The sequence below is a fragment of the Sulfuricaulis sp. genome, from assembly GCF_040901545.1.
In the GTDB taxonomy this organism is placed as follows: domain Bacteria; phylum Pseudomonadota; class Gammaproteobacteria; order Acidiferrobacterales; family Sulfurifustaceae; genus Sulfuricaulis.
Map to the genome: position 1 here is coordinate 1 of NZ_JBBDYL010000064.1, position 12,583 is coordinate 12,583.

Below are 12,583 nucleotides of genomic sequence, written 5' to 3' on the forward strand. Positions count from 1 at the left end.
CCTCGCCCTGGGATTGCGTTTACAGCGCCGCCAAGCTCAAGCAGGACCCGAAGTTTCCGGAGCGCAACATCCTCGGCACCGGCCCGTTTACCTTCGTCGAGCATGTGGCCGGCTCCCATTGGGTCGGCAAGCGCTTCGACGGTTATTACGAAAAAGGCAAACCCTATCTGGACAGTTACCGGGCCATTTTTATCAGCGGCGCACCGATGGTTAATGCGCTCGCCGCGGGGGAAGTGATGGCGGAGTTTCGCGGCCACCCGCCGGCCGATCGTGACCGGCTGGTCCAGACCCTGGGCGACAAAGCGGTGGTGGTGGAGACTCCGTGGGTATGCAGCCTGGTGGTCAGCTTCAATACCCTGAAAAAACCGTTCGACGACGCGCGCGTGCGTAGAGCGCTGTCGCTCGCCGTCGATCGCTGGAGCGGCGCGGAGGCGTTGTCGAAAATCGCGCTGGTGCGCCATGTCGGCGGCCTGCTGCGTCCGGGCTACGAATTGGCCGCCACCGAACAAGAGTTGCTGAAAATGCCCGGTTTCGCGCGCGATATCGCCGCGTCGCGTGCCGAGGCGAAACGCCTGCTCAAGGAAGCCGGCCAGGAAAAACTGACCTTTAAATTAACCAACCGCAACGTCGCCATGCCTTACACTCACGTAGGCGTTTTCCTCATTGACCAATGGCGCCAGATCGGCTTGAACGTGGAGCACCAGCAGTTGGAAACACGGCTTTATCTGGCCGCGCAGCAAAAGGAAGGCGGCGCCTACGATGCCGCCCTCGATTTCAACTGCGATTTTATGGATGAGCCTAACCTTCAGCTCCAGAAGTATCTTTCGACCGATAAGTCGTCGATCAACTATTCACATCAAATCGACCGTAAGCTGGACGAACTGTACGAGAAACAGTCGGGGGAACTGGACAATAAAAAACGTTACGCGCTGTTGCGCGAATTCGAGCGGCACGCGTTGGAGCAGGCCTATACCATCCCGACTATCTGGTGGCACCGCATTATCGTGCACAATAAACAGATGAAGGGTTGGAATATCACGCCCAGCCATTATGTCAATCAGGATCTGGCCAACGTCTGGCTTGACCGGTAGGCGCTTACCCGGGCCGGGCAGGGTGTAACCCCGCCCGGCCGTTATCGCTATGTTGCGTTATATAATTCAACGCATTCTGCTGATGATCCCGACGCTGCTCGGCGTCGCCATCCTGGTCTTCTTCCTGCTCCGGATCATGCCGGGCGACATCGTCGAGGTAATGCTCCTGGGCGAAGGCGGTGCTGTACCCCAGCACGTCATCGAGGCGGAACGCGTGCGTCTGGGTCTCGACCAGCCGATTTACGTCCAGTTTTTCAAGTGGATGGCCGGGGTTGCGCAGGGCAATTTCGGGTACTCCATGTGGACCGGCAAGCCGGTCGCCTATGAAATCGGCATTCGGTTCGAATTGTCGCTGCAAGTGGCGGTGATGGCGACCGTCCTCGCGGTATTGATCGCCCTGCCGCTCGGCACGATGTCGGCCATTTTTAAAGATACCTGGATCGATTATACCGTCCGTATCGTTTCCATCGCCGGTCTGGCGATCCCCTCCTTCTGGCTCGGCATGATCATTATCCTGTTGTTATTAACTTACTTCTCCTGGCATCCGCCGCTTACCTTTACGCCGTTGTTTGAAAATCCCGCCGCTAATCTATCGCAGCTCATCTGGCCGGCGCTCGCCGTCGGCTACCGCTATTCAGCGGTCGCCACGCGCATGACGCGCTCGTCGATTCTGGAAGTGCTGCAAGAAGACTATATTCGCACCGCGCGCGCCAAAGGCGTGCTAGAGCGCCTGGTGGTGTCGCGGCACGCCATGCGCAACGCCATGCTGCCGGTGGTGACGGTCATCGGCCTGGAATTCGCATTTTTAATCGGCGGTCTGGTGGTCACCGAGCAAGTGTTCAATTTAAACGGTATCGGCAAACTCTTTGTCCAGGCGACGACGCGGGGCGACTATACCATGGTACAGGCTCTGGTATTGCTGGTCGCCACCTTCTTTATCGTCGTCAATTTTCTGATCGACCTGATGTACGCGGCGCTCGATCCGCGTATCCGGTATCGCTGATGGCGGCGACTTCCATTCCAACTATTACTTATCGCGTGCCCAAACGCCGGCACCCGGTAATGGCCTTTATCGTCAATCAGCCGCTCGGGGCGCTGGGCTTGCTGGTAATCATTGTCATGTGCCTTGCCGCCGCTTTCGCCAATGTTGTTGCGCCATATGATCCGCTGACGCTGGATTATGCCCAACTGCTCGCGCCGCCTTCCTGGTCGCACCTGCTCGGCACTGACTCGTTCGGCCGCGACGTGTTCTCGCGCGTTATCTACGGCGCGCGCACGGCGCTGGCGGTGGGCTTTCTGTCGTCGATCCTGGGATCGACGCTGGGCGCGATCATCGGCGTCGCTTCCGCTTATTTCGGCGGCCGCACCGACCTGGTCATCCAGCGCATCATGGACGTTTTGCTGTCCTTCCCGATCATCGTGCTGGCGCTGACGGTCGTCGCGGTGCTCGGCAAGAATATCGTCCTTGGCATCGATATCAATTTGATTATCGCTATCGGTACGCCGATGGTGCCCAAGGTGGCGCGCGTCGTGCGCTCCTCGGCCTTGGCGATCCGCGAATTGCCATACATCGACGCGGCGCGCGCCGCGGGGTTTTCGCACACCCGCATCATCTTTCGTCACATTGTGCCGAATGTCGTCGCCCCTTATCTCATCATGCTGACCGCGTTCGTCGCGCAGGCCATCTTGCTCGAGGCGTCGCTGTCATTTCTCGGACTCGGCGTCACCGAGCCCACCCCGGCATGGGGCCTGATGTTGAGCGGCGCGGCGATCGATTTTTATCAGCAGGCGCCGTGGATGATCATTTTCCCGGGGGTCGCGATCAGCCTGGCGGTTTTCGCCTTCAACCTGTTCGGCGACTCGTTGCGCGACTCGCTGGACCCGAAGATCAAGCTATAGAACCGGGCTGCGAGAAAAGGCGGCCCATGCGCTTGAGCCTGTCACCGGGAACCGGCAGCTTGCCGGTAGCGGCGCACCGGATCGTGTTTTGATGGCCACCCCCTTGTCCGCCGCCGCGTTCCGGGCCGGAGCACGCGAGGCGTTCGGCGTCCCCTCCGCGGTGCTCGGAGCCGGCTATATCGGCTTCGGCGCCCTGGCGCTGGAAAGCGGTTTCTCCATCTGGCTGGCGCTTTTGTCTACCGCGACCATCTGGGCCTTGCCGGGCCAGCTCGTTTTGGTCGAGCTGCACACCATTGGCGCCGCGGTGCTGGCCATCGTGCCCGCCGTCATGCTCACCAGCGCGCGCTTCCTGCCGATGACCATGGCGCTGATGCCGGTGATTCGCGACCGGCATCATACCCGTTACCAGCTCTACCCTGCCGTGCACCTGGTCGCCATGACCGGTTGGGCCGCGGCCATGAAGCGCTGCCCGGAACTGCCGTTGCCACAGCGCCTGCCCTATTTCGTGGGCTTTGCCCTGGTCAACTGGCTGACGTGTCTTGCCTGCACTATTTTCGGTTATTGGGTTTCCGGGTCGCTGCCGCCTTTGATAAAGCTCGGCCTGGTGTTCCTCAACCCGGTTTATTTTATTCTGATCCTGAGCGGCGATGTGCGTCATCGCCTGATGATACTGGCGCTCGCCGGCGGCGCGCTGGCCGGCCCGCTGATCCATCTATGGACGCCGCCATGGAGCGTGTTGCTCGGCGGCTTTGTCGGCGGCACCATGGCCTACCTTGCTCACCGGCTGATACGCCGCCATGTCTGATTGGCGGATCTGGCTGCTGGTGCTGGCGTGCGGCGCCGGAACTTATCTTTGGCGCGCGCTCGGGGTGGCGATCTCCGGCCGCCTGCGCCCCGACAGCGAAGTATTCGCCTGGATCACGTGCGTTGCCTATGCCATGCTTGCCGGACTCGTGGCGCGAATCGTCATCCTGCCGGTCGGGACGCTGGCCGCCAGTGCTCTGGGAGACCGTCTTGTTGCCTGTGCTCTGGCCCTGGCCGTTTTTTATCTCAGCCGCCGCAACTTGTTTATGGGGGTGGGCGCCGGATTTCTGGTGTTCGTGGCGCTCACTTATCGGCAGGCAACTTTCTCCTAAAAAAATGTTTGCCATCCTCCGGTTCAATAGTAAATACGCGCCTCGATCATGACTGAAACGCAAGCTTGTTGTGGTACCGGCAATCCCCACGGGTTATCGCCGACCCATCTCGTCTGCATTTATCAGCGGGCCCCGTTTTTTATGCCTCAGCATTTGCATTTTCCCCGTGTTCGTCGCCTGGTTTCCCGACCGGTTACTCGGGCCGTCTGCTGGGAAATGATGCTAGATGTCTTGCGTATCGCCCTTCCCGCAACATGTAACATGGACTGACTACCATTGGAATTTCTCGCCCTCGCCCTGATGGGCGCCGTTGCCGGCGTGTTGGCCGGGTTGCTCGGTATCGGCGGCGGCGCCATCATCGTGCCGGTGCTCGTCTTTGTCTTCGAAATGCAGCATGTCGATCCCGGCATCATCATGCATGCCGCGCTCGGCACCTCGCTCGCCACGATCGTTTTCACCTCGTTGTCGACGGTGTTGACCTATCAACGCAGCGGTACCGTCAATTGGAAGGTCTTTCGAAAAATAACCCCCGGGATTCTCGTCGGCGGGCTGCTGGGCGCGGGCATAGCCGATTGGCTGTCGAGCCTGGCATTGCATGTCATGTTTGTCCTGTTCATGTTTTTTGTAGCGGTGCAGATGTCGCGCAAGACGATTGCCAGTTCCGCCCATCGGGGATTACCCGGAATGTGGGGCACGACCGTCGCCGGAACGATCATTGGCGCGGTATCGTCGATTTTCGGGATCGGCGGCGCTTCGCTCTCCGTCCCGTTCATGACCTGGTGCAGCCTATCGGTACGCCAGGCCATAGCCACCTCGTCCGCCATCGGCATGTCGGTTGCCGCGAGCGCGACGGCTGGTTATATGATATTGGGGCTCGATGAACCGAAGCTCCCGCCGTGGAGCATCGGCTATGTGGTGTTGCCGGCGTTTCTCGGCGTTGTGGTCGCCAGCGTTTTGGCCGCTCCATTCGGGGCGCGGCTTTCACACCGGCTATCCGAAGTCACCCTGCGTCGAATCTTCGCGTTGTTTGTGACCGTTCTCGGAATTAGAATGTTGTGGGTGTTACTATAAGGTGTCTCGAACGTTTCCGGTTTAAGCAATGTCCTCCTCCGATCTGGATACGCTGGTACAAGAAGTCGGACGCGTTTTGAAGCAACGCGACCTGATGCTCGTCACGGCCGAGTCCTGCACGGGGGGGTGGGCGGCTGAGCGCATTACCTCGGTAGCCGGCAGTTCCGATTGGTTCGAGCGCGGTTTTATTGCCTATACCAATATCGCCAAGCGCGAAATGCTGGATGTAAAAACCACGATCCTGTCGCGGTATGGCGCCGTGAGCGAGCAGGCCGCCCGCGCCATGGCCGAAGGCGCGCTGGCCCACTCCCACGCGCAGGTAGCCGTGGCCGTCACCGGCCTCGCCGGCCCCGGAGGCGGAACGGCCGAAAAGCCGGTCGGCACCGTTTACTTTGCCTGGGCGGGCAAGAAGCGTGACACCACGAGCCGCAAACAGCTATTCACCGGCGACCGTCAGGCGGTGCGCCGGCAATCGGTGGCTGCCGCACTGCAGGGTTTGCTCGATTTTCTCAGCTGATCTTTCAATCAGGGATTGGTTGCAAACAGTTTCATTAAACCTCGCTTTTCCCGGCTCTCACGGCCACGGTTCGCGCGGGGCTAGGCCATTCCGGGTTAGTTGTGAAATAATCGTTTTTTTCAGGAATCGTGATTGAATATCGCTGGATTCGACCGATACCGCCGGTAACCACAGGAGAACAGGCATGGATACCAATAAATCCAAGGCATTGAACATGGCCCTGGGACAGATTGAAAAACAATTCGGCAAAGGTTCCGTCATGCGTCTGGGCGATGCCGGTGTGGTGCAGCAGGTGGAGGCCATATCCACCGGCTCGCTCGGGCTCGATATCGCCCTCGGCATCGGTGGCGTTCCACGCGGCCGGGTGGTGGAAATCTACGGGCCGGAATCCTCGGGCAAAACGACACTGGCGCTTTCCGTGGTGGCCCAGACGCAGAAACTGGGCGGCGCGGCGGCCTTCATTGACGCCGAGCATGCGCTCGATCCGCTGTACGCCAAGAAACTCGGTGTAAACATCGACGATCTGCTTGTATCCCAGCCGGATTCCGGCGAACAGGCGCTCGAAATCGCCGACATGCTGGTGCGCTCGGGCGGCGTGGATATCGTGGTGATCGACTCGGTGGCGGCGCTCACCCCCAAGGCCGAGATCGAAGGCGAGATGGGCGACTCGCACATGGGACTGCAGGCGCGCCTGATGTCGCAAGCGCTGCGCAAGCTCACCGCCAACATCAAACGCTCGAACACACTGATGGTCTTCATCAACCAGATCCGGATGAAAATCGGCGTCATGTTCGGCAATCCGGAAACCACCACCGGCGGTAACGCGCTGAAGTTCTACGCCTCGGTCCGCCTCGATATTCGCCGCATCGGCGCCATCAAGAAAGGCGAGGAGGTGATCGGCAGTCAGACGCGCGTCAAGGTGGTCAAAAACAAGGTCGCGCCGCCGTTTCGCCAATGCGAATTCGACATCATTTACAACGAAGGTATCTCCAAAGAAGGCGAGCTGGTCGATATCGGCGCCGAGAGCGGGATTGTCGACAAGACCGGCGCCTGGTACAGCTTCAACAAGGAACGCATCGGCCAGGGCAAGGACAACGCCCGCCAGTTCCTGAAGGACAATCCGGACATCGCCGCGGAGATCGAGAAACGCATCCGCGAGAAGGCCGTGGCGGCGGTGCGCGCCGCGGCCGGTGACGACGAGGCGGTGGAAGCCACGGCGGAGGAAGAAGCCTGATAATGTATATCTTTCCATCCTTCCGTGATTCAGGTGCATGCCCGGGAAGCACGATCCTTCCCGATTAACCGTGGATGCGACCGAGGCGAGAAAAATCGCCATGAAAATGCTCGCGCGGCGTGAGCATGGACACCGGGAACTGTATGCCAAGCTGTTGCGGAAAGGATGCACCGATTCCACCGCGGCCGAAACGGTAAAAAAATTAGCCGGTGAACGCCTTGTCTCCGACGACCGCTTCATGGAATCACTCATTCAGGCGAGGCGGAACCGCGGCTACGGTCCAGTGCGCATCCAGAAAGAGTTGCAGGAAAAAGGCGTGATGCCGGAAGCCATTGCGCGCGGTCTCGATCCGAACGGCCCGGAGTGGTTCGAAGACATCCGCCGTGTCCACCGAAAGAAATTCGGTCCCCGGGTGCCCAAGAGTTATTCGGAACGCGCGCGCCAGGCCCGGTTTCTGCAATACCGCGGTTTTACTTACGATCAGATTCAACGAGTCCTCGATCCCCGTGGGCGGGATTAGTCTCCCATTGCCATGAAGAGCTCGGAAATTCGACAGCGGTTCCTGGATTTTTTCAAGCATCGCGGCCACGCCGTCGTGGCGTCAAGTCCGCTGGTGCCCGCGAACGACCCGACGCTGCTGTTTACCAACGCGGGCATGGTGCAGTTCAAGGAAGTTTTTCTCGGACTTGAAAAGCGGCCCTACGCGCGCGCGGTAAGTTCACAGCGCTGCGTGCGCGCCGGCGGCAAGCATAACGATCTTGAAAACGTGGGTTACACCGCCCGCCACCACACCTTCTTCGAGATGCTCGGCAATTTCAGCTTTGGCGATTACTTCAAGCGCGACGGGATCAAATATGCCTGGGAATTTCTCACGCAGGATTTGCAACTCCCGCCGGAACGGCTCTGGGTGACCGTATACCGGGACGATGACGAGGCGGCCGACATCTGGTTGAAAGAGATCAAGATCGATCCGAAGCGGTTCGCGCGCTTGGGCGAGGCATCGAACTTCTGGCAGATGGGCGATACCGGGCCTTGCGGTCCGTGTTCCGAGATCTTCTATGACCACGGACCCGGCATTGCTGGCGGTCCGCCCGGCGGCCCGGATGAGGAAGGGGATCGGTATGTCGAAATATGGAACCTGGTGTTCATGCAATACAACCGCGATGCCCAGGGGAAATTGACTCCCTTGCCCAAGCCCTCCGTGGACACCGGGATGGGCCTGGAGCGTATTGCCGCGGTGCAGCAAGGGGTGCACAGCAATTACCGGATCGATCTTTTTCAGAACCTGATCCGCGCGGCCGTGGCTGTTACCGGCGCCACCGAACGCCAAAGCCATTCGCTCAACGTGGTGGCGGATCATATCCGCGCGGCGGCGTTTCTGATCACCGACGGCGTCATGCCCTCGAACGAGGGGCGCGGTTATGTGCTTCGGCGCATTATCCGTCGCGCCATTCGTCATGGCCATCGTCTCGGGGCACGCGAAACCTTCTTCTTCCGGCTCGTAAAGCCGCTGTGCGTCGAAATGGGGGATGCCTACCCGGAATTAAACACGGCACGGTCACAGGTCGAACAGGTACTTCGCCAGGAAGAGGAACGATTTAATGAAACTCTTGAACAGGGTTTGAAGATTCTTGAAGACGACATCGCGACGCTCCGGGGCGATACCATTTCCGGCGGCACCATTTTCAAACTCTATGACACCTACGGATTTCCGGTCGATCTCACGCGCGACGTCGCCCTGGAGCGAAACTTGAAACTCGATATGGCCGGATTTGAACAAGAAATGCAGGCGCAGCGCGAACGCGCCCGCGCCGCATCGACGTTCAAGGCGGGTGAGGTTGGGGTTATCACCGTGGAAAACCCTACGGAATTCAGCGGCTATGAAAGGCTGATGGACCAGAGCAAGGTGTTACAGATCACGTGCGGCGCCGATCTGGCCCAGGTGGACCGCCTGCGTAAAGGCGAGCTTGGAAACATCGTATTGGACCGGACACCGTTTTATGCCGAGTCCGGTGGCCAGGTGGGTGACCGCGGCGTGTTGCGCGCCGGAAATTCGGTATTTCGCGTCGAAGACACGCAAAAGCTCGGACAAGTCCACGTCCACAAGGGGTGCGTGGAACAAGGCGAGTTTCGCCTGGGCGACGACATCACGGCGGAAGTGGATGCCCTGTTGCGTCGCGCGACCATGCTCAATCACTCGGCCACGCACCTGATGCACAAGGCGCTGCGCGACGTGCTCGGGCCGCACGTGCAGCAAAAGGGCTCGCTGGTGGACGAGCGGCACACGCGCTTCGATTTTCCCCATTTTACCCCAATGACGCCGGAGCAGATTGCCGAGGTGGAGCGGCGCGTGAACGAACAGATCCTGCGCAACGAGGACACGCGCGCGCGCGTAATGGATATGGACTCCGCCCGCGCCGCGGGCGCCATGGCGCTATTCGGGGAGAAATATGGGTCCGAGGTGCGCGTGCTGAATATCGGCGATTCCGTCGAGCTCTGCGGCGGCACGCACGTGCGGCGAACCGGCGATATCGGGCTGTTCAAGATCGTTTCCGAGGGTGGTGTCGCATCCGGCGTGCGGCGCATCGAGGCCGTGACGGGCCCGGGCGTTCTGGCCTATCTGTACGAGCGCGAGAATAAATTACGCGAAGTGGCCGAACTCCTGCGTTCGAGTCCCGAGGAAGCTCCGCGTAAGGTCGAGCAGCTCAGCCAACGCGTCAGGAATCTGGAGAAGGAACTGGATCAGCTTCGTGGCAAGCTTGCCGCCGGCGGCTCCGCGGACCTCGCCGCCGAGGCGAAAGACGTCAAGGGCATCAAGGTGCTGGCCACGCGACTGGACGGAATGGATGCCAAAGGCCTGCGCGAGGTCATGGATCGCCTCAAGGACAAGTTGGCGCCCGCGGCGATCGTGCTGGCCTCGGTGGCGGGAGACAAGGTGACGCTCATCGCGGGAGTGACCAAGGACCTGACGGGCCGGTTGCATGCCGGTGAACTCGTCAACCAGGTCGCATCGGGCGTGGGCGGAAAGGGCGGTGGCCGGCCGGACATGGCGCAAGCGGGCGGCTCCAATCCTGCCGGGCTGAAACAGGCGTTGGATAACGTTCCTCTGTGGGTGGAACAACACCTTAAATCTGCCTAAAGCGTTGTTATTTAATTCTCGGCGCAGTTTACTCCCGGCATGAAAGCAGGTTTAATCTGCGGCCCAATTATTGAGAGCGCGCCGCAGGCGCACCTACTCCCCCTCTCCCAAAGTGTAGGGGTACGCGTAAAGCGCGCTACGGCTCCGAGTGAACCAGATCGCGCGCAAGCGCGCTCGGCTCGTCCCCTTCTCCCTGAGGGAGAAGGGATGGGGATGAGGGTGTAATCTTTCCCTCACCCTTTGCCCTCTCCCTCCGGGAGAGGGAATGAGGGTGAGGGTAGCGGGGAGAGGGCAAGGGGTGAGGGGAATCGTCAAACTTAAAGAATCAACATTTACATATGTCCCTGTTAGTACAGAAATACGGCGGCACTTCCGTCGGCAATCCCGAGCGCATCAACGCCGTGGCCGATAAGGTCGCACGCCTGCGGAAAAGCGGGCATGACCTGGTAGTAGTCGTGTCGGCCATGAGCGGGGAGACCGACCGGTTGATCAATCTGGCCAAGAGTATCAACGCCGATCCTCCGCCACGGGAACTGGATGTATTGCTGGCGACCGGAGAGCAGACCACGATCGCCCTGTTAAGCATGGCGCTCGAAAAGCGGGGTTGCCCGGCTCGTTCCTACACCGGCTACCAGGTGCACATACGCACCGACAGCGCCTTCGGCAAGGCACGCATCATGCAAATTGACGAGAAACGCATCCACGAGGATCTCAAGAAAGGTCGCGTGGTCGTGGTGGCCGGCTTCCAGGGCGTGGACGAGGATGGCAATATCACGACTTTGGGCCGCGGCGGCTCGGACACGACGGGGGTTGCGCTCGCGGCCGCTCTCAAGGCGGACGAATGCCAGATTTACTCGGACGTGGACGGGGTGTATACCACCGATCCACGTATCGTGTCCGAGGCCCGGCGCCTGGACCGCATTACTTTCGAGGAAATGCTTGAAATGGCGAGCCTCGGCTCCAAGGTGTTGCAGCTCCGTTCGGTCGAGTTCGCCGGCAAATACAGGGTCCCGCTGCGCGTATTGTCGTCATTTCAGGAGGGGCCGGGCACACTCATTACCTACGAGGAAAACGAAATGGAAGCCCCCTTGATATCAGGCATCGCTTTTAATCGCGATGAAGCCAAGCTCACTATTCGCGGTGTTCCGGACAAGCCCGGCATCGCTGCTCATATTCTGGGAGAAATTGGCAAGGCCAATATTAACGTGGACATGATTGTTCAGAACGTGGCGGCCGATGAAACCACGGACTTTACTTTTACGGTGCACCGCGGCGAGTACCAGAAATCCTTCGAGATCCTGGAACGCGTAGCGCAAACCTTGAAGGCCCGCGAGGTGACCGGCGACGACAAAATCGTGAAAATCTCGGTTGTGGGCGTCGGCATGCGGTCGCATGCCGGAATCGCCAGCGAGATGTTCAAGGCCCTTGCCAAAGAGGGCATTAATATTCAGATGATTTCCACATCGGAAATCAAAATTTCCGTGGTCGTAGACGAAAAATACCTGGAATTGGGGGTGCGCGCCTTGCACAGCACCTTCGGGCTTGAAAAACCCGGCCATTCCGCGGCCTGATCCCTCCCCAAAGCTGGCACAGAAGCTGCATACCCATACACGCTGGCAGGTGAATGCTGCCGGGTTTATGGGGGGTTTCCCCGTAATATCCGCAAGTTACGTCCTTTGACGGTCGTGTCCGCCAAAGCCGATAACGGCAGGTGTCACAAAATGCGGTATCGCCTCTTGCCATGGAAAGTTCGCCAGAACCGTTATGCGGGACACAGGGGGGAATGGTGTTGAGGAGTCGGCCAAACCAGGGGTGGGCGGCCGGGTAAATGAGCAGGGACTTACGGAGTTAGGTATTACTGAAAGGAGTGCAGGACAATGCTGATTCTTACTCGACGCATTGGCGAAACCCTCAACATTGGCGACGATGTTCAGGTAACCGTGCTTGGCATCAAAGGTAACCAGGTTCGCATTGGCGTGAATGCCCCGAAAGAGATCCCCGTGCATCGCGAGGAAATCTACGAGCGCATCAAGAAAGAAAAAGAAGCCGGAGTGGTGCATCCGATGCCCGGCATGGCGCAAGCCGGCGGTAAGCGCTGATTTTCCCGGGGTTTCAGCTTTACGTGGTTTGAGTGCGCAGGTATCCTTGCAAGCGTTTGCGTTTGCAAGGAGAGATGGCCGAGCGGTCGAAGGCGCACCCCTGCTAAGGGTGTATACGCCAAAAGCGTATCGAGGGTTCAAATCCCTCTCTCTCCGCCAATTGTGTGAAAGTGAGCCTCCGGCCCATTTTCCCGTTATTTCAAATTCTTGATTTTGTACTTTCGGAGTTAAAGATACTTCGTTGGATTTCCTTATTGGAGAAAAAGCACCAAATGCTTTTTTTGTAGCTTCACCGTCGAGTATAATCCCGCGCCCATCAAGAGCATGCGCCCGTAGCTCAGCTGGATAGAGTACCTGGCTACGAACCAGGCGGTCGGGAGTTCGAATCTCTCCGGGC

General features: G+C 59.4%; 12 protein-coding genes and 1 tRNA gene. All 13 read left to right on the forward strand.

The window, feature by feature from the left end:
• On the forward strand, window positions 1–1,091 hold a 1,091-nt coding region (locus WD823_RS13015; protein ID WP_368429928.1), incomplete at its 5' end, for an ABC transporter substrate-binding protein.
• 49 nt (window positions 1,092–1,140) lie between these two features.
• Window positions 1,141–2,094 (forward strand): ABC transporter permease, encoded by a 954-nt coding sequence (locus tag WD823_RS13020; RefSeq protein WP_368429929.1) that lies wholly within the window; start codon window positions 1,141–1,143, stop codon window positions 2,092–2,094.
• Complete coding sequence (locus tag WD823_RS13025; RefSeq protein WP_368429930.1) at window positions 2,094–2,990, forward strand: ABC transporter permease; 897 nt, start codon at window positions 2,094–2,096, stop codon at window positions 2,988–2,990. The genes WD823_RS13020 and WD823_RS13025 overlap by 1 nt, the downstream gene beginning before the upstream one ends.
• Window positions 2,991–3,081: 91 nt before the next feature.
• Window positions 3,082–3,795 (forward strand): AzlC family ABC transporter permease, encoded by a 714-nt coding sequence (locus tag WD823_RS13030; RefSeq protein WP_368429931.1) that lies wholly within the window; start codon window positions 3,082–3,084, stop codon window positions 3,793–3,795.
• Window positions 3,788–4,126, forward strand: coding sequence for an AzlD domain-containing protein (locus WD823_RS13035; protein ID WP_368429932.1), 339 nt, complete (start codon window positions 3,788–3,790; stop codon window positions 4,124–4,126). The genes WD823_RS13030 and WD823_RS13035 overlap by 8 nt, the downstream gene beginning before the upstream one ends.
• A gap of 276 nt (window positions 4,127–4,402) precedes the next feature.
• Complete coding sequence (locus WD823_RS13040) at window positions 4,403–5,197, forward strand: sulfite exporter TauE/SafE family protein (RefSeq protein ID WP_368429933.1); 795 nt, start codon at window positions 4,403–4,405, stop codon at window positions 5,195–5,197.
• A 28-nt stretch (window positions 5,198–5,225) separates the two neighbouring features.
• A complete protein-coding gene (locus WD823_RS13045) occupies window positions 5,226–5,714 on the forward strand; it encodes a CinA family protein (RefSeq protein WP_368429934.1) in 489 nt (162 codons plus the stop codon).
• Between the two features lie 184 nt (window positions 5,715–5,898).
• Entirely contained in the window at window positions 5,899–6,948 is a 1,050-nt protein-coding gene (gene recA, locus WD823_RS13050; protein ID WP_368429935.1) for a recombinase RecA, read from the forward strand.
• Between the two features lie 37 nt (window positions 6,949–6,985).
• Complete coding sequence (locus WD823_RS13055; RefSeq protein ID WP_368429936.1) at window positions 6,986–7,468, forward strand: regulatory protein RecX; 483 nt, start codon at window positions 6,986–6,988, stop codon at window positions 7,466–7,468.
• Between the two features lie 12 nt (window positions 7,469–7,480).
• Entirely contained in the window at window positions 7,481–10,087 is a 2,607-nt protein-coding gene (alaS, locus tag WD823_RS13060) for an alanine--tRNA ligase (protein WP_368429937.1), read from the forward strand.
• Between the two features lie 338 nt (window positions 10,088–10,425).
• Window positions 10,426–11,658, forward strand: a complete 1,233-nt coding sequence (locus tag WD823_RS13065) for an aspartate kinase (protein ID WP_368429938.1) — start codon at window positions 10,426–10,428, stop codon at window positions 11,656–11,658.
• Window positions 11,659–11,964: 306 nt separating this feature from the next.
• A complete protein-coding gene (gene csrA, locus WD823_RS13070; RefSeq protein WP_368429939.1) occupies window positions 11,965–12,186 on the forward strand; it encodes a carbon storage regulator CsrA in 222 nt (73 codons plus the stop codon).
• 68 nt (window positions 12,187–12,254) lie between these two features.
• A tRNA-Ser gene (locus WD823_RS13075) sits at window positions 12,255–12,345 on the forward strand.
• Window positions 12,346–12,583 lie beyond the last annotated feature (238 nt).

What these genes read in the sequence shown, in the direction of transcription:
- WD823_RS13020 (WP_368429929.1), top strand. Translation starts at nt 1,141, where the DNA reads ATGTTGCGTTATATAATTCAACGCATTCTGCTGATGATCCCGACGCTG.
- WD823_RS13025 (WP_368429930.1), top strand. Translation starts at nt 2,094, where the DNA reads ATGGCGGCGACTTCCATTCCAACTATTACTTATCGCGTGCCCAAACGC.
- WD823_RS13030 (WP_368429931.1), top strand. Translation starts at nt 3,082, where the DNA reads ATGGCCACCCCCTTGTCCGCCGCCGCGTTCCGGGCCGGAGCACGCGAG.
- WD823_RS13035 (WP_368429932.1), top strand. Translation starts at nt 3,788, where the DNA reads ATGTCTGATTGGCGGATCTGGCTGCTGGTGCTGGCGTGCGGCGCCGGA.
- WD823_RS13045 (WP_368429934.1), top strand. Translation starts at nt 5,226, where the DNA reads ATGTCCTCCTCCGATCTGGATACGCTGGTACAAGAAGTCGGACGCGTT.
- recA (WP_368429935.1), top strand. Translation starts at nt 5,899, where the DNA reads ATGGATACCAATAAATCCAAGGCATTGAACATGGCCCTGGGACAGATT.
- WD823_RS13055 (WP_368429936.1), top strand. Translation starts at nt 6,986, where the DNA reads ATGCCCGGGAAGCACGATCCTTCCCGATTAACCGTGGATGCGACCGAG.
- alaS (WP_368429937.1), top strand. Translation starts at nt 7,481, where the DNA reads ATGAAGAGCTCGGAAATTCGACAGCGGTTCCTGGATTTTTTCAAGCAT.
- WD823_RS13065 (WP_368429938.1), top strand. Translation starts at nt 10,426, where the DNA reads ATGTCCCTGTTAGTACAGAAATACGGCGGCACTTCCGTCGGCAATCCC.
- csrA (WP_368429939.1), top strand. Translation starts at nt 11,965, where the DNA reads ATGCTGATTCTTACTCGACGCATTGGCGAAACCCTCAACATTGGCGAC.